Origin of the sequence: Nonlabens sp. Ci31 (assembly GCF_012974865.1) — a bacterium.
GTDB lineage: Bacteria > Bacteroidota > Bacteroidia > Flavobacteriales > Flavobacteriaceae > Nonlabens.
In genome coordinates, this window is record NZ_CP043633.1 from 2,404,309 (window position 1) to 2,420,304 (window position 15,996).

Consider the following 15,996-nt stretch of genomic DNA (forward strand, 5'->3'; position numbering starts at 1 on the left):
TGATCCACTTTAAAGATATGAATACACAGCGCTACAAGATCATACTTGGGCTGGCAGTTTTCATGTTGGTCATGGCTGGAGTTTTCTTTTTAAACAATTTAACACTTTATAGTTCGATCGCTGCTCTTACGGCAGTAACATTATTCTACTTTAATAGTTACGAGGGGTTTTCAACACGCAACTCTGCTTCTTACAGCCGTACCTCAATAACGGTTAAATTAGTAGGTAGAAAAACATTCGGTTTTAGTTTTAAAGAATTAGAAAAACTAGACCTTTCTGATAAAGGTCTTTATATAAAATCAAAGGGGATGGATGCGGTGACGCTTTCGCGAAAGCGATATGAAGACAATTCCCTAACCCAATTACATAATATTTTACAAGAAAAAAAGTACATCAAATGAGCGACGATAAACAAGTTATTTTTTCCATGTCGGGTCTTTCGAAGACCTATCAAAGTACTGGAAAACAAGTATTAAAAAACATTCATCTTAGTTTTTTCTACGGTGCAAAAATTGGTATTCTAGGTCTTAACGGTTCTGGTAAATCTACTTTACTGAAGATTATTGCAGGGATTGAAAAGAACTATCAAGGAGATATTGATTTCTTACCGGGTTATAACGTAGGTTATCTCGAGCAAGAACCACTACTAGACGAGACAAAGACTGTTATGGAAATTGTACGTGAAGGTGTGGCAGAAACGGTTGCTGTTCTTGATGAATACAATAAAATAAATGATGATTTTGGCCTAGAAGAAGTATACACAGATGCTGATAAAATGGAGAAATTGATGAATCGTCAAGCGGTTCTTCAAGATAAAATCGATGCATTAAATGCTTGGGAGCTGGATACCAAACTAGAAATAGCAATGGATGCATTGCGCACGCCACCTGGGGATGCTGAAATTAAGAACCTATCTGGTGGAGAACGTCGTAGGGTAGCGCTATGTAGATTGTTATTACAACAGCCAGAAATACTGTTGTTAGATGAACCAACCAACCACTTGGACGCAGAGTCTGTATTATGGTTAGAACAACACCTTGCTCAATACAAAGGAACGGTCATCGCTGTAACTCACGACAGGTACTTTCTAGATAATGTTGCTGGATGGATCTTAGAATTAGATCGAGGTGAAGGAATTCCATGGAAAGGGAATTACTCCAGTTGGTTAGAGCAAAAAGGAAACCGACTTGCAAAAGAAGAAAAAACCGAATCTAAAAGACAGAAAACCCTTCAACGAGAGCTGGACTGGGTACGTCAGGGAGCAAAAGGGAGACAGACCAAACAAAAAGCGCGTTTGAATAATTACGACAAGCTTTTAAATGAAGATCAAAAAGCCAAAGAAGAAAAGCTGGAGATCTATATTCCTAACGGCCCACGTCTAGGAACTAATGTGATTGAAGCTTCTGGAGTGAGTAAAGCATTTGGTGACAAGCTGCTTTATGAAGATTTGAATTTTGTATTACCTCAAAATGGAATTGTAGGGATTATAGGTCCTAACGGTGCTGGTAAAACCACTATCTTTAAAATGATCATGGATCAAGAAAAGCCAGATAAAGGTTCTTTTACAGTAGGTGAAACAGTACAGCTAGCTTATGTAGACCAAGATCACTCTAATATAGATCCAGAGAAGTCCATCTGGGAAAACTTTGCAGATAGTCAGGACATGATCATGATGGGAGGGAAAATGGTGAATTCTAGAGCTTATCTAAGTCGTTTTAATTTTTCAGGTAGTGAGCAAAATAAGAAGGTATCGGCTCTTTCTGGTGGAGAGCGTAACCGTTTGCACCTTGCCATGACACTTAAGGAAGAAGGAAACGTATTATTGCTGGATGAGCCTACTAACGACCTTGATGTAAACACATTAAGAGCACTTGAAGAAGGACTGGATAACTTTGCAGGTTGTGCCGTGATTATCTCGCATGACAGGTGGTTTTTAGATAGAGTTTGTACGCATATTATTGCGTTTGAAGGTGATTCTCAAATCTACTCTTTTGAAGGTAGTTTTACGGAGTACGAAGAAAATAAGAGAAAACGACTAGGTGATCATGCTCCTAAGAGAATCCGTTATAAGAAATTGACGAGAGACTAGAAGATTGCTTTTTAAATGATACCATCCCAAAGATTTTCAAAATCTTTGGGATTTTTTGTAGGCGTTATCTCAGAGATCTGATAGAGTTATCCTAAGCTTTGAAAACAGCGAGAAGACAAGCTGAAATTTATATACTTTGATTTTGTCTTATTAGAAAATTGGCGTGAATAAGTGCTAACTGAACTAAAGAGCTAGATCACAAGGTTGTCCAGTATTTATTATGTAATGGGATTTTTAATTAAAAAGAAATCCTAAATCTCAAAAACAACACCTACCTCAAGATCCATTCTTCCTTATAAAGCAATGCTTTAATAAGATGCCCATATATTATTGGAAATGCTTTTTTAAAATCAGCATTTGATTCAAAGAAGTATTCTGAAAGTACCGCCATAAATTCATATTGGTTGATAAAGGCGTAAGCTCTAAAGAATTGTGTTTGATCCAGTTTGCTGCGCACTTCCGGTTTCATCAATTCTCGCAGGATTTTATTGGTATATTTTTTGAATCGAACGGCATCTATATCATTGCTGCGGTCACTTTCAAAATGCATGACATGAGTAAATTCATGCAGGCCTAAGTGAAGATTATCATTAGTTATATCCATTCCTTCCTTAAAATCTTTCCATGAGATCGCTAGCACTTTAGCCAGCGGATTAAATTCGCCTTTATGCAAGGCTTTATTAGCAGGGCTCATAAAGGCTTCAGGAAATAATAAAACCGTATTCAGCATTGGGTACAAATAGCTGCGGCGTCCAAAACTCAATCGGCAAGCAACGCACGAAATCAATACCACTTGTTGGTCAGTAACAGCACCTTCATATCTATTTCTAAAATCTTTGTCTACAATAAACGCAGCTACTCGATGTTCAAACTGCTTTTTATACTTATAGGAAAGCTGCTTGTAAAAGGGGTATGTTTCTAGAACTCGCTTTCGCGAAATCGGTAACCTGCGATAACTTAAGGCTTGTCTGTACCATAGAAAGTCACGTTTTCTTTGAAGACCGCGCAATATGAGGTGGGCAAAAATGGATAAAAATCCAAATCCTACCACAGCAAAGGCGTATGGTGCCATCCATTGTGCCTTGTTTTCTATTAATATGGAAGTGATTGTATTAATCGCGTGACATAAATATGCTTAAAATATACCAGAATAAAAGCATTAAAGAGGAGAATAAACCTAGTGCTGCTCCTACATACTGATCGGTATGGTATTTATGTACCAAATTTGAAGTTTGATATAAAATGGTCCCTGCCGCTAGAACGACCATGGCACCACTAAAGAAAAGACCTAAGTCAAAACCGAAAATCATCCCTGCGATGATCAAACCTATTGCAATTATAAAACCTACCGCAAGAATACTCTTGAGAAAGGAAAAATCCTTTTTAGTAATTAAAACTACAGCGCTTAAGGCAGTAAATAAGGACAAGGTGACTATCGCAGCTTGACTTAATAAATTACTTTCCTCACCAGCCATAGCTTGATATTGTAATGCCATTGCAATAAGAGGAAGGAATATAACAGCTTCAGCGAGTACAAAAAGAAACAAGCCTAAATATTGCTGGTTGCGATCATGAGAGGTATGCGCCATCTTCTCAGCATAAGAAGTGGCCCACATAAAAGCGCCTAGAACTAACAACCATGACCAGCCTTGTGCAAGACTAAACATAAAGTTGACCAATGGCTCTACTTGTAGTAAAAGTGTTTCTACTATTATAAATAAAAGTACCGCTATAGCAACGTGTCCGTAAGTCTTTTTATAAAAAAGAGCTCTAGTCTCATCGTTTACTATTGAAAGGGCTTCAAAAGAGCGATTGTATGGTGGAAAGTTATCCTGATTCATAGTCATATAAATAAAACGTGAATATAATTATTATGTAGATTCCTAAACGTTAATGAAAGATTTAAATTATTTTTAAAATGATTAAACTTTTCTTGTTTAGTAGAGTCCTAGAAAAACATGAGTACAACACCAGATAAAGAACTAATTTCTTTGATCCTTGATAAGTCTACGACCAACCAAGGGTTTAGAGCACTGCTAGCTCAATACCAAGAACAACTTTACTGGCAAATTAGAAAAATGGTTATCGTTCATGATGATGCAGACGATGTGTTGCAAAACGTTTTTATCAAGATATTCAAAGGAGTGAAAAACTTTAAAGGCGATAGTAAACTGTCTACATGGATGTTTAGAATTGCATATAATGAAAGTGTCACCTTTCTCAATAATAAAGCTAAAAGACTGCAGCTATCCTCTCAAGAATTACAAGATCATTTAACTGATAAGTTAGAAGCTGATGTGTATTTTACTAGTGATGAAATTCAGCTTGCTTTGAAAAAGGCATTAGCACAATTACCAGAAAGACAGCGAGAGGTTTTTAACCTTAGATACTACGACGATCTTAAATTCAAGATCATTGCACAACTATTAGACTTAAGTGAAGGAGCTGTAAAAAGCACCTATCACATAGCAGCAAAAAAAGTAGAGCAATTTATTAAAGAAGATTAAACTAAGTGACTTTATAAGAGTCATAACAATATGAAAAAGAATAGCATACATACTCAAGCAGGTTTTAAAGTTCCCTGCGGTTACTTTGATCAACTTACTGATCGTGTGTTGGAAAATACCCAGGATCAAGAATTACAAGATCATGCTGGTTTTAAAATGCCAGAGGATTATCTCGTGTCTTTAGAAGATCGAGTAATGAGTAGGTTAGGACAGGAAACAAGAGTGATACCGTTGCCAGTTTCTAAGACAAAACAATGGCTTTATCCAGCTCTTGCCATGGCAGCTTTATTTATTGGTTTTATAACTATAAATGGATTATTTACCCAGGACAAGGTTACTTTTGCAGATCTAGAAGACCAAGAAATTACCGACTTCTTAGTAGATGTTGATTTTATGCAAGACGAGGAGTCTGTCGCATTACTTTTTGCTGACAATACTATTTTGAAGGAAATAGAAATGGAAGAGAATATAACAGATAAGGAGCTTTTTGACTACCTCATGGAAGACGCTTCTTTGAATCAAATAATCATAGAATGAAATATATATATATAATCTTATTTACCACATTGTGCTCGATAGGCATGAATGCGCAAAATTCAGATAATACAGACCGTCAGGATCGTAAAGAAGAGATGAGAGACCGCATTAAAGCGCTCTCCATTGCTCATATAACTAAGGAATTAAACCTTAGCTCTCAAGAAGCTGAAAAATTTTGGCCATTATACAATAAGGTAAAAGAGGAGCACCATAGACTAGAGAAGGATAAGAAAAGGCTTATGAAGAAGCTAGAAAGTGAATTTGAGACCATGAGCGAGAGTCAGGCGCTATCCTATGTGGATCAAATGGTAGCTCTAGATCAGAAAATAGTGGCAACTAATCTCGATTATAAACACGAGGAAATAATTAAAGTCATAGGTGCAAAGCGATTTCTTAAATTGAAAAAAGCCGAATTAGATTTCAGACGTAAGATGATTAAAGAATACCGAGACCGTAAACGTAGAAATTAGCCAGGTTTTATCGAATAGGTCTATTCCCTTTCTGTTATTTCAGAAAGGGTTTTTTATTTTATCACTTCTAGTTTTGATTAAAAACTACAAGTGCCTATTTTTAACCCATAAAATTACTATCATGAAAAAAATACTGCTTATCCTTTCTATCGTATTGTTTGCGTGTTGCAAACAAACTCCTTCAGAAGCTACAACAGCTGCTGGTGATCCCATAACGAGTAGTGACATCTACAAAAAGTATGTGATCGCATATAATGACTATGCATCATGTAAGATGGAGCGTCCACAGCTTACTACAGATTTTATGGACCAAAAAATCACTCAAGAAGAATTTGCGGCTGCTTTAGAGCGCAACAATAAAACCTGTAATGTCAAAAAGGAAATCTTTAATAAATACTATCAATTACTAGAAGCCGAATTTGAGAAAGCTGCGGTAGCTCATAAAATTATGGAAGAATAGTTAGAACAAGATGCTGTCCATCTCTTTGGTGCTGTTGATCTCTGCCTTTTTATAGTTGAGTTTCCAGCCCAAAGAATTACTGATTATATAAAGACTGCTCAATTCAGATAGTAACCTGTTTTGAGCATTTTTCATAACAGCATCTTTTTCAATCTCTTGTTTAAGATCTGTCTTTACCTTTCTTGTTATAGTATTATAGTCTTTACCTTCAAACCTGTTGAGCAAGCCGTTATCCATTTGATAGAAGGTGAGATTGGGATCTATAATCATTTCTGGTTTTGGAATATACTTGATGATGATTGTTTTGTCAGGCGCATTGATTTCATATTTCAATTTTTTCAAATCATAGGATATTTGAGCTCTTGCATTGGAAATAATTAAGGCTGTTTTTTGACTCTGGAAAAAATCCCAGCCGTAGGATTTTGTATTCTCATAATTGTAAACTTTAGCATACTTCATCTCTGTCACCACAAGCTTGCTCACGTTGTTGATCTCTTTTTCAATCAGTGCAGTTTCAGCAATAAGCTGCTCTTTATCTCTATTTCTTTCTAATAAACTAGAAACAAAATAAAAAACACTAACGGCTATAAATCCGCTAATAACGTATTTAAAAATAGTTTTCATTTAGAGTTTTATTTGAGGATATTGAGAATTTAATTGTTCTTTCATTTTTGCTAACTGCTGTTGGTGAAGTTCCAGATCGGTTGCTTTGTGTTGCGACAGTTTTCGATACTTCTCTACTGCTTTTTGTGGAGTTAAGGTGTTGGTGTTGATACCGCTTTCGCAAAAGCGAGACCATATAAAATCAATACCCAATTCATTGAGATGTACCATGTCACGAGCATAGAATCGATAATCTCTCAACTCATCCATCGCAATTTCGTATGCAGGAAAATAACTGGCAAAAGTGCTCTCCACATGTATTTGAATAGCTTCATGAAGTCTAGCTTTGCTGCGTTGATTTTCCATAAACCCATCCTTTAAATGACGCACAGGCGATAGGGTATAGGTAATGGCAATTTCCTTATTCCAGGTGGTGACCAATTCATAGATACGTTTCAAATCATTCTGGATGACATCAATAGAAAGCAACTCTTTGCGGAATAATTGCTGAGGTTGTTTATGACAGTTGGCCACGATCATGTCTTTCTCCACATGCCTATAAATCCAAGAAGTCCCTAAGGTAATAAATAAATGAGTAGCTTTTTTCAATGATTCTCTTAGGTTTTGTAAAGCAGTATTGAGGTTAAATACTAACTTTTCAGGATCTATAGAATTCAAATCAGAATGTACCAGATAGGAAAAATGATCGGTACAATCGGCCAAAGTAAAAGATTGATTTTTAATGGCGCGTTCCACAAGAATTCTCAGACTAGTAGAATTAAACACGATTCCAAACGGATTCACTGCTACATCAAAACCGTAGTAAGCTAACTTAGAACCTATATTTTCTGTAAAACAGCTGCCTAGTAAAACTACTTTAGAATGGTGATCTATAGGAACTGGCAAATTAGAAATAGGAACAGGTGTGGAGAGTTTCATTTTAGACAGTGTTGTTAGATTTCAAAGGTACGATCTTACTTTTTTAAACTTAAAAGTAAATGAAATTCCAGAACGAGTTATCACTGCATTGGCTATCAAGAATAATTGTTATAAATAATTCCTAATAAATACCTAGCTTGTTCTAAACTTATTATCTTGAGCTAGATACAGTTCAATTCAATTGAGCCGTTGTTTGACAATAATATTGAAAAAATAAAAAGTAACGACTTAATTTTAGCCGTAAATGGAAAATAAAGAAGTAGACGAAGCTATAGAGCATAAGTCTCAAAAGGAAGTGATAGAAGACCAAGACGATATTCTTGTAAAACAAATGTGCGAGGGACTTGATACCTATCGTAAAAACAGATTTTCTACATTTCTAAGTAGTTTTATGGCAGGTCTAGAAATTGGTTTCACTTTTTTGTTGGTAGCTATTGTCTATACCTTGTTTGAAGGTCAAATAGAAAATAGGTATATACCCTATGTCGCTTCATTTGTTTATCCTTTTGGTTTTATTTTAGTGGTTTTAGGGAAATCAGTATTGTTCACGGAGCAAACCTCTTTGTTATCCTTGCCTGTAATAAGTGGTAAAAAAACAATAGGTGAATTAATGTCTCTATGGGGAATTGTTATCTTGGGTAATCTGGTAGGGGGGTATCTTATAGGAGCTTCCGTAGTTTGGATCGGCCCCAAATTGGGAGTTATATCTTATCAAGGAATTGAGAACTTAGCTGCTCATGTAAACCATTACTCAAGAGATATTATTTTTGTAAGTTCTGTTTTAGCAGGGTGGTTGATGGCACTTTTATCATGGATCATCACCTCTACGGAAAGGGCGTCAGGTAAGATCATGATTATCTATATGATCACCTTTATTATAGCGATAGCCGGCCTTCATCACAGTATAGTTGGAAACATTGAAGTCTTTGCTGGCTTTTTAACATCTGATAAAATTAGCTTTGTGGATTACCTCACTTTTCAATTCACTTCATTAGTTGGTAACGCGGTCGGTGGTGTTGTATTTGTTGCAATTCTTAAATATGGAGCTTTTCTTGCTAATAATAGCACAGTGAAGTAATCTACTTTTAATAAAGTGGAGCTAGGTAAATATTAGGAAGCAAAAAGTACGTCAATAGATTGATCCCAAAACTTTTGTCATTCCAGAAAATTTCAGAGAATGAGATTTGAATTAAAAAAAAGAGTGAGAACTGACATTTATCTGGAATCCATTACAGATCGAAATCAATAAAATAACTGAGAATACTTATTGGATACTGAACAAATTTGCGTTTCAACATTTTCGATCATTTTAAATTTGAATCACGCCAATTTTCCAACACGACAGATCACATGAGCAGATTCTTTCCACAACTTTTTGTCATTCCAGAAAATTTCAGAGAATGAGATTTGAATTAAAAAAAAGAGTGAGAACTGACATTTATCTGGAATCCACAATGTATCGAGATTTTTAAATAAACTGATACTACGTAACCAAATCAAATTAAATCATTTCTTTCGCTGCCACTAGCGCCGTATCAATTCCAGCAGGATTCTTACCACCAGCAGTAGCAAAATGTGCTTGGCCACCGCCACCTCCTTGAATGTGTTTTCCTAATTCTTGCACTATTTTACCAGCATCGAGACCCTTGTCTTCAATAATATCTTTACTTAGAATGACGGTAAGGGTTGCTTTATCACCATTATCTGCTCCTATGATTAAGAAAAGGTTCTCCATTTCTTTTTCAATGTCAAAGGCAAGTTCCTTTACTGATTTAGCATCAAGATCGGTTTTTGTAGCGATAAAGTTGACTCCGTTAATACTTGTTGCACTGGCTATTAAATCGCCTTTTAAGTTTCCAGCTTTAGCTTTAAGTAATTGCTCGATTTCTTTTTTCAAAGAAGCATTTTCATCTTGAAGCACAGCAATAGATTCTGCTGGATTTTTTGTTGGGTTCTTTAAGATGCTTTTGATCTCTTCAAATTTTTTCGATTGTTCTGTAAAGAAATCTTTAACTGCATCGCTAGAAATAGCTTCTATACGGCGTATTCCAGAGGCAACGGCACTTTCACTAGTGATTTTAAAATGCCAGATGTCTGCGGTGTTGTTTACATGAGTACCGCCACAAAGTTCCTGACTTTCACCAAATTTGATCGTACGCACCACATCGCCATATTTCTCACCAAACAATCCTATCGCCCCTTCTTCCATAGCTTGGTCATAGGTGTTGCTGCGATTCTCTTCTAAGGGTAATTGTTCTCTAATACGGGCGTTTACAAAGTTTTCTATTTCGGCCAATTCTTCAGCACTTACTTTAGAAAAATGCGAAAAGTCAAAACGTAAGCTAGCACTGCGTACCATAGAACCTTTTTGCTCTACGTGAGTTCCTAAAATCTTACGCAAGGCCTGATGAAGCAAGTGAGTAGCCGTGTGATTTGAGGCAGTACGCGCACGCTGATTCACATCCACAGTAACTTTAAACGCGCCGTTTATTTCATTAGGCAAGTTTTTAGTCAGGTGAACGGTTTGGCCGTTTTCTTTTTTGGTATCGATGATGTAAACCGTATCGCCACTTGTATTTTCTAGGTATCCTTTATCACCTGTCTGTCCACCACTTTCTCCATAAAAAGGCGTCATGTTAAAAACTAATTGGTATAACTCGCCATCTTTTTTACTTATGACTTTGCGGTATTTAGAAATACGCACATTTGCTGTAAGTCTATCGTAGCCTATAAATTCCTGTGTATCATCTTCTTTTAAAACGGTCCAGTCGCTTGTTTCTGTAGCACTTGCCTCACGAGATCCGTCCTGCTGTTTTTTAAGCGCTAAAGCAAATCCTTCTTCATCCATTTCCAGACCTTGCTCACTTAAAATTAATCGAGTCAGTTCTTTTGGAAAACCATACGTATCATTAAGTTCAAAAGCTTTTTTACCATCCAGAGTTTTAGAACTTTCTTTTTTCATGCTGCCTATCATAGAGTCGAGTAGTGCCAGCCCATTTTCTAAAGTTCGCAAGAAAGAAGCTTCTTCTTCTTTGATGACATTAAGAATCAGGTTCTTTTGAGCTTTAAGCTCGGGAAAGGCATCTCCCATTTGCTTAGAAAGGGTGTTCACTAATTGGTAGATAAACGGCTCTTTTTTATTCAAATAAGTAAATCCATAACGTATCGCACGACGCAAGATCATACGTATCACATAACCAGCGCCAGTATTAGACGGCAGCTGACCATCGGCAATGGAGAAAGAAACTGCTCTTACGTGATCTGCAATAACTCTAATGGCTATGTCTTCTTGGGTAGTTTTACCATAAGAATGACCCGTTATGGTTTCTATTTCTCTAATTAAAGGAGTAAAAACATCTGTATCGTAGTTGGATTGTACGTTTTGTAATACCATAGCAAGGCGTTCAAAACCCATTCCTGTATCCACGTGTTGATTAGGCAGGTTTTTTAAAGAACCGTTTGCCATGCGGTTGTATTGTATAAAGACCAGGTTCCAGATTTCTACTACTTGTGGATGGTCCATATTGACAAGAGAAGCACCATCTACTTTTGCCTTTTCTTCTTCGCTTCTTATATCTACATGAATTTCAGAACAGGGTCCACAAGGTCCTTGTGCGCCCATTTCCCAGAAATTATCTGCTTTGTTACCATTGAGGATGCGGTCCTCTGCAATGAACCCTTTCCACAAGTCGTAGGCTTCTGAATCCCGATCGAGGTTTTCACTTTTGTCACCTTCAAAAATAGTTACATAAAGACAGTCCTTATCAATGTTGTACACTTCGGTGAGTAATTCCCAGGCCCATGAAATAGCTTCTTTCTTAAAATAATCCCCAAAACTCCAATTCCCCAACATTTCAAACATGGTATGGTGGTAGGTATCTACACCTACTTCTTCCAGGTCATTGTGTTTACCGCTTACCCGTAAACATTTCTGAGAATCGGTAACACGGTTGTTTTTAGGATCAGAATTCCCTAAAAAATATTCCTTAAACTGGTTCATTCCTGCATTAGTGAACATCAGGGTAGGATCATTTTTGATCACCATAGGGGCACTAGGAACAATTTGGTGTTTTTTATTTTCAAAAAACTCAAGGAAGGTTTGGCGTATTTGTTTTGACTTCATTCTAGCTGTAATAGCGGTTAATTCAATTTTCTTATTTTTGCTCTAGGTGATAAAATAGGTTAGAAGTTCGTTTTCGCGAAAGCGAAACAAACACTAACTTTTTTCTACTTATTTTTATATCCTAAGAGCGCACAAAAATAGCATAATAAAACATATGTCAAAGGTCAAGTATTACTACGATTCTGAAACTCTTTCTTACCGAAAGGTAGAGACCAAAAAAAGGAGGCTCTTTTTTAGGAGTTTACTGTTTTTGACAGTAAGTTTTTGTTTTGGATTGGTCTGTTTCTTTTTTGCAGACATGTTTTTAGTCTCGCCACAATTAAAGAAATCTCGTAGTAAAGCAGAGTATCTAGAGTTACAACTCGACGAAATGCGAGAAGATGTGACTCAATTATCCTCAGTGATTGAAAATGTTGAAGATCGCGATAACAACATCTATCGTATTTATTTTGATGCCAACCCTATCCCTTCAGAGCAACGCCAGGCAGGTTTTGGTGGTGTGAACAGGTATATAGATTATGAAGGTGGCTATAGTGCAAAAAAGATTATTGAACTTAAGGAAGCCATCGATAAGCTTAAGAAAAGAACTGCGATACAATCAAAATCTCTAGATGAAATAGCTGCTCTTGCAGAAGATAAAGAGAAACTCCTTACTTCTATACCTGCGATACAGCCGGTACGTAATCAAGACCTTACACGTATGGCGAGTGGTTATGGTTACCGAACAGATCCTTTTAATAAAACCAGGAAATTTCATTACGGTATGGACTTTACAGCCCCTCGCGGCACACCGGTATTTGCAACTGGTGATGGAGTTATCCTTCGTGCAGATGCTAATAGCTCGGGTTATGGAAATCATATAAGAATAGATCACGGATTTGGTTATATATCGTTATATGCTCATTTAAGATCAAGTAAACCTTATAATGTACGTCGAGGACAAAAGGTGAAACGAGGGGACATTATAGGTTATGTAGGTAGTACAGGGAGGTCTCAGGGGCCGCATTTGCACTATGAAGTATTTAAAGATGAGGATCGCATCAATCCTATTAATTTCTATTACGGTAATTTAACACCACAAGAGTTTAATGCGCTATTAAAGAAATCTCAAATAGAAAATATTTCTTTAGATTAATTTTAAAAATTAACTTTAAGGGCCATTTAATTATTATGAAAAATTTAATCGTTTATTATTGCTACATTTTAGTTCCCTTTGGAATACTGATTTGGTTGAGTAAAATGGAATGGATCAATCCTACTTTGTTTGTGGGATGTCTTTTGTTTTATGCTTTAGTCTATAGAACTTATACAGATGGTAAGAGGCTAGCTGCTAAAAAAGTTATTCCAGAAACAAAAATCTGGAAACTGGTAATTCCAGGTACTCGCATCTATTACTTTAAGGAACTTTACCTCAAATAACTTCACCTGTATCATATTATGAACATAGAACTTCCAGAAAAACTATATTACTCCATGGGAGAAGTAACTAAAGCCTTTCAAGTGAATGCCTCTTTGGTTCGTTTTTGGGAAAAAGAATTTGATGTATTGCAACCGAAGAAGAATTCGCGTGGTAACCGTAAATTCTCTAAGGATGATATTGAGAACCTAAAAACCATTTATCACTTGGTAAAAGAAAAAGGTTTTACACTAGACGGTGCTCAAGATTATATGAAAAATCATAAAAGCGAGCTCCACACTTTTGATATCATTAGCAAGCTGGAGCATGTAAAGGCAGAGTTGCTTAAAATTAAAGCACAATTATAATTTTTCTAATACCAACTTAACTGCAGTGGCTTCTTTCTTAAATCAGTAGATTTGCATTCATAAAAATGACCGATTAAATACATTTGCTTTTAATGATCAAGTTTGAAAAACTGCCTTATCCCATACTAATCGCTGGACATATTGTGATCACTATTTTTATGATCGCACTTCCATTGCTGGTAAAGGTGTTTTTTTACGCTGCCATTATTTATTTTGTGTTGCGACTTTTTACAAGCGCCGATAAGAATCAAGAGGTGATTCTTGCTTGTGCCTATATCACCTGTTTGGAGGTGTTTTTAAAAATGAATGGCGGCTTGTTATTCTATGAGATGATTAAGTATATGGTCATCGTTTTTATGCTGGCAGGTATCCTTTTACGGGGCTTTTCTCTCAAGTCCATACCATTTGTGTTTTACTTGCTTTTACTAGTCCCCAGTATCGTCATAGCTTCTCAGAATATCCCGATTTCAGAATCACTAAGGAAAGCGGTAGCTTTTAATTTAAGTGGTCCTGTGACATTAGGAGTGGTAGCTATGTACTGTTTTCAACGCAGGATTACGACTACGCGATTGGATGAGATCTTAAAGTTATGTGTAGGTCCCATAGTCATGCTGGCTTTTTATTTATTTGTAGTCACGCCAGATATTAGAGATGTAGTGACTAATACAGCTTCTAACTTTGCAGCATCTGGGGGATATGGACCTAATCAAGTAGCAACAGCCTTAGGGATAGGGATGTTTATTTGTTTTATACGTTTCTTGCGTATTAAAAATACATGGATCAATGTATTAGATATTGTCTTGTTCTTAGGAATGACTTATCGGGGTTGGATCACCTTTTCACGTGGTGGGGTGTTAACTGCTTTTTTAATGATAGGAGCTGTGATATTCACCTTATTTTTCTTAAAACGGTCTGAGTTTAGATTTTCTTTTTTACCTAAGTTAGGGGTGATAGGTTTAGGATTAGTAATGGCATGGGGTTATACCTCTTTAGCAACGAGCGGTCTAATTGATAAAAGGTATGCAAATGAAGATGCTGCTGGTCGTGCAAAGGAGGACCTTTCCACGGGTAGAGCAGAACTTATATCAATCGAACTAGAGGCATTTCTTGAAAATCCCATTGCGGGAATAGGAGCAGGTCAAGTAAAACATTACCGAGCAAAAAAAGACGGTATAGTCGCTGCTTCTCATAATGAGACCAGTAGGTTGCTTTCTGAACACGGTAGCATTGGGATTCTTTCATTGCTTGTACTCATATTTACTCCGCTTATATTTAGGCTCAGTCATAAAGGGAACGTGTATTTTTACGCATTTTTAATTTTCTGGATTGCCACTATAAATCACAGTGCCATGCGTATTGCTGCACCAGCGTTCTTTTACGGAATGGCATTACTTTATGTCGTAAAACCTAAGGTAAAAAAGAAAGGTATTCCAATCGAAAAAACACCAGATTTTGCTCCAGCTTAATGAAGAATATTCTCTACATAGGTAATCAACTAGGACAAAAAGGTAAGACGGCAACTAGCATAGATACTTTAGGTCCTTTATTGGAAAAAGAAGGGTATCAATTGCGTTATGCTTCTTCTGTTCCAAACATCAGCAGGCGTATGCTAGACATGATGTACACGACTTTCAAGAGTAAAAAATGGGCAGACGTAGTTTTGATAGACACTTACAGCACTAAAAACTTTTGGTTTGCGATTCTTATCTCCCGTTTATGTACATCATTTAGTATAAAGTACATTCCCATTCTTCACGGCGGAAATTTACCGATTCGATTATCTAAAAACCCAAGGGTTATGGGAGGTTTTCTTAATAACGCTCATGCTGTTGTAAGCCCTAGTGATTATTTGCGTTCCGCTTTCGCGAAAGCGGGTTACCACAACGTCACTAAGATCAATAACTTTATAGAGATAGAAAACTATGCGTTTCTAGAACGATCTGTCCTTGAGCCAAAACTTCTTTGGGTACGATCATTTGCAGGTATTTACAATCCGCAAATGGCGGTTCGTGTTCTTCACTTACTCCGGGAGAATTATCCTAAAGCTAGTCTGACCATGGTAGGTCCAGAAAAAGATGGGGCACTAGAAGCCTGTAAGTTGCTGGCTCAAGAATTACAAGTAGAAGTAAATTTTACCGGGTTGCTTTCTAAAAAGCAATGGATAGAAAAAAGTAAAGATCATTCTATTTTTATCAATACCACCCATTTTGATAACCTTCCAGTAAGTTTAATCGAAGCGATGGCATTAGGATTACCAGTCGTGTCTACTGACGTAGGAGGTATCCCATACTTAATACATCCTAACGTCCACGGTAAGTTAGTTCCAGATAACGATGTAGGAGCAATGGTAGAAAATATTGAGCATCTAATAAGCCATCCTAAAGATGTTATGACTATAATTACAAAAGCTAGGAAAAGGTCATTAGATTATTCTTGGAAAGAAGTAAGCCAGTTATGGAACTCATTACTGGAGTCATAACTTGTATATTTACATTTTTTAAAGC

17 protein-coding genes are annotated in these 15,996 nt (G+C 36.6%); 12 read left to right on the forward strand and 5 right to left on the reverse strand.

Features of this window, described 5'->3' with window-relative positions; genetic code table 11:
• Positions 1 to 17: 17 nt before the first annotated feature.
• Complete coding sequence (locus F0365_RS10640) at positions 18 to 401, forward strand: hypothetical protein (protein WP_169933667.1); 384 nt, start codon at positions 18 to 20, stop codon at positions 399 to 401.
• Positions 398 to 2,089 carry an energy-dependent translational throttle protein EttA gene (gene ettA / locus F0365_RS10645; protein WP_169933668.1) on the forward strand — a complete coding sequence of 564 codons (1,692 nt, stop codon included), beginning with the start codon at positions 398 to 400 and terminating at the stop codon, positions 2,087 to 2,089. Before F0365_RS10640 ends, ettA begins: the two co-directional genes overlap by 4 nt.
• 271 nt (positions 2,090 to 2,360) lie before the next feature.
• Here the strand turns inward: ettA and F0365_RS10650 are convergent, their stop codons facing one another.
• The gene (locus tag F0365_RS10650; RefSeq protein ID WP_169933669.1) at positions 2,361 to 3,161 is read right to left on the reverse strand and encodes a zinc-dependent peptidase; all 801 of its coding nucleotides are present in this window, start codon (positions 3,159 to 3,161) and stop codon (positions 2,361 to 2,363) included.
• Between the two features lie 40 nt (positions 3,162 to 3,201).
• A complete protein-coding gene (locus F0365_RS10655; RefSeq protein WP_410505447.1) occupies positions 3,202 to 3,930 on the reverse strand; it encodes a Bax inhibitor-1 family protein in 729 nt (242 codons plus the stop codon).
• Between the two features lie 117 nt (positions 3,931 to 4,047).
• Here F0365_RS10655 and F0365_RS10660 point away from each other — a divergent pair, with 117 nt between their 5' ends.
• The 4 genes from F0365_RS10660 to F0365_RS10675 all read left to right on the forward strand — a co-directional run bounded on the left by F0365_RS10660 (position 4,048) and on the right by F0365_RS10675 (position 6,063).
• Positions 4,048 to 4,596, forward strand: a complete 549-nt coding sequence (locus F0365_RS10660) for an RNA polymerase sigma factor (protein WP_169933671.1) — start codon at positions 4,048 to 4,050, stop codon at positions 4,594 to 4,596.
• Between the two features lie 30 nt (positions 4,597 to 4,626).
• Positions 4,627 to 5,133 carry a hypothetical protein gene (locus F0365_RS10665; RefSeq protein WP_169933672.1) on the forward strand — a complete coding sequence of 169 codons (507 nt, stop codon included), beginning with the start codon at positions 4,627 to 4,629 and terminating at the stop codon, positions 5,131 to 5,133.
• On the forward strand, positions 5,130 to 5,603 hold the full coding sequence (locus F0365_RS10670; protein WP_169933673.1) for a sensor of ECF-type sigma factor: 474 nt from the start codon (positions 5,130 to 5,132) through the stop codon (positions 5,601 to 5,603). The genes F0365_RS10665 and F0365_RS10670 overlap by 4 nt, the downstream gene beginning before the upstream one ends.
• A 121-nt stretch (positions 5,604 to 5,724) precedes the next feature.
• Positions 5,725 to 6,063: a hypothetical protein gene (locus tag F0365_RS10675; protein ID WP_169933674.1), complete on the forward strand. Its 339-nt coding sequence runs from the start codon at positions 5,725 to 5,727 to the stop codon at positions 6,061 to 6,063.
• On the opposite strand, the gene F0365_RS10680 is transcribed toward F0365_RS10675, so the two are convergent.
• Together F0365_RS10680 and F0365_RS10685 are read right to left on the reverse strand one after the other, a co-directional pair.
• The gene (locus F0365_RS10680; RefSeq protein ID WP_169933675.1) at positions 6,064 to 6,687 is read right to left on the reverse strand and encodes a DUF4230 domain-containing protein; all 624 of its coding nucleotides are present in this window, start codon (positions 6,685 to 6,687) and stop codon (positions 6,064 to 6,066) included. It abuts the gene before it with no gap.
• Positions 6,688 to 7,605 carry a GSCFA domain-containing protein gene (locus F0365_RS10685; RefSeq protein ID WP_169933676.1) on the reverse strand — a complete coding sequence of 306 codons (918 nt, stop codon included), beginning with the start codon at positions 7,603 to 7,605 and terminating at the stop codon, positions 6,688 to 6,690.
• A 244-nt stretch (positions 7,606 to 7,849) separates the two neighbouring features.
• Between F0365_RS10685 and F0365_RS10690 the strand changes: the two genes are divergently transcribed.
• A complete protein-coding gene (locus F0365_RS10690) occupies positions 7,850 to 8,683 on the forward strand; it encodes a formate/nitrite transporter family protein (RefSeq protein WP_169933677.1) in 834 nt (277 codons plus the stop codon).
• A gap of 423 nt (positions 8,684 to 9,106) precedes the next feature.
• Here the strand turns inward: F0365_RS10690 and alaS are convergent, their stop codons facing one another.
• On the reverse strand, positions 9,107 to 11,728 hold the full coding sequence (gene alaS / locus F0365_RS10695) for an alanine--tRNA ligase (RefSeq protein ID WP_169933678.1): 2,622 nt from the start codon (positions 11,726 to 11,728) through the stop codon (positions 9,107 to 9,109).
• Positions 11,729 to 11,882: 154 nt separating this feature from the next.
• Here alaS and F0365_RS10700 point away from each other — a divergent pair, with 154 nt between their 5' ends.
• The 5 genes from F0365_RS10700 to F0365_RS10720 all read left to right on the forward strand — a co-directional run bounded on the left by F0365_RS10700 (position 11,883) and on the right by F0365_RS10720 (position 15,971).
• Positions 11,883 to 12,863, forward strand: a complete 981-nt coding sequence (locus F0365_RS10700; protein WP_169933679.1) for a M23 family metallopeptidase — start codon at positions 11,883 to 11,885, stop codon at positions 12,861 to 12,863.
• Positions 12,864 to 12,898: 35 nt separating this feature from the next.
• Positions 12,899 to 13,147: a hypothetical protein gene (locus tag F0365_RS10705; protein WP_169933680.1), complete on the forward strand. Its 249-nt coding sequence runs from the start codon at positions 12,899 to 12,901 to the stop codon at positions 13,145 to 13,147.
• Between the two features lie 18 nt (positions 13,148 to 13,165).
• Entirely contained in the window at positions 13,166 to 13,492 is a 327-nt protein-coding gene (locus F0365_RS10710; RefSeq protein WP_169933681.1) for a MerR family transcriptional regulator, read from the forward strand.
• 92 nt (positions 13,493 to 13,584) lie between these two features.
• Positions 13,585 to 14,958: an O-antigen ligase family protein gene (locus tag F0365_RS10715; protein WP_169933682.1), complete on the forward strand. Its 1,374-nt coding sequence runs from the start codon at positions 13,585 to 13,587 to the stop codon at positions 14,956 to 14,958.
• Positions 14,958 to 15,971, forward strand: coding sequence for a glycosyltransferase family 4 protein (locus F0365_RS10720; RefSeq protein WP_169933683.1), 1,014 nt, complete (start codon positions 14,958 to 14,960; stop codon positions 15,969 to 15,971). The genes F0365_RS10715 and F0365_RS10720 overlap by 1 nt, the downstream gene beginning before the upstream one ends.
• The last annotated feature ends 25 nt before the right edge of the window (positions 15,972 to 15,996 follow it).

Bases quoted from the DNA above. Each gene is read 5' to 3' on its own strand.
- F0365_RS10640 (WP_169933667.1), top strand. From the start codon at position 18: ATGAATACACAGCGCTACAAGATCATACTTGGGCTGGCAGTTTTCATG.
- ettA (WP_169933668.1), top strand. From the start codon at position 398: ATGAGCGACGATAAACAAGTTATTTTTTCCATGTCGGGTCTTTCGAAG.
- F0365_RS10650 (WP_169933669.1), bottom strand. From the start codon at position 3,161: ATGGCACCATACGCCTTTGCTGTGGTAGGATTTGGATTTTTATCCATT.
- F0365_RS10655 (WP_410505447.1), bottom strand. From the start codon at position 3,930: ATGAATCAGGATAACTTTCCACCATACAATCGCTCTTTTGAAGCCCTT.
- F0365_RS10660 (WP_169933671.1), top strand. From the start codon at position 4,048: ATGAGTACAACACCAGATAAAGAACTAATTTCTTTGATCCTTGATAAG.
- F0365_RS10665 (WP_169933672.1), top strand. From the start codon at position 4,627: ATGAAAAAGAATAGCATACATACTCAAGCAGGTTTTAAAGTTCCCTGC.
- F0365_RS10670 (WP_169933673.1), top strand. From the start codon at position 5,130: ATGAAATATATATATATAATCTTATTTACCACATTGTGCTCGATAGGC.
- F0365_RS10675 (WP_169933674.1), top strand. From the start codon at position 5,725: ATGAAAAAAATACTGCTTATCCTTTCTATCGTATTGTTTGCGTGTTGC.
- F0365_RS10680 (WP_169933675.1), bottom strand. From the start codon at position 6,687: ATGAAAACTATTTTTAAATACGTTATTAGCGGATTTATAGCCGTTAGT.
- F0365_RS10685 (WP_169933676.1), bottom strand. From the start codon at position 7,605: ATGAAACTCTCCACACCTGTTCCTATTTCTAATTTGCCAGTTCCTATA.
- F0365_RS10690 (WP_169933677.1), top strand. From the start codon at position 7,850: ATGGAAAATAAAGAAGTAGACGAAGCTATAGAGCATAAGTCTCAAAAG.
- alaS (WP_169933678.1), bottom strand. From the start codon at position 11,728: ATGAAGTCAAAACAAATACGCCAAACCTTCCTTGAGTTTTTTGAAAAT.
- F0365_RS10700 (WP_169933679.1), top strand. From the start codon at position 11,883: ATGTCAAAGGTCAAGTATTACTACGATTCTGAAACTCTTTCTTACCGA.
- F0365_RS10705 (WP_169933680.1), top strand. From the start codon at position 12,899: ATGAAAAATTTAATCGTTTATTATTGCTACATTTTAGTTCCCTTTGGA.
- F0365_RS10710 (WP_169933681.1), top strand. From the start codon at position 13,166: ATGAACATAGAACTTCCAGAAAAACTATATTACTCCATGGGAGAAGTA.
- F0365_RS10715 (WP_169933682.1), top strand. From the start codon at position 13,585: ATGATCAAGTTTGAAAAACTGCCTTATCCCATACTAATCGCTGGACAT.
- F0365_RS10720 (WP_169933683.1), top strand. From the start codon at position 14,958: ATGAAGAATATTCTCTACATAGGTAATCAACTAGGACAAAAAGGTAAG.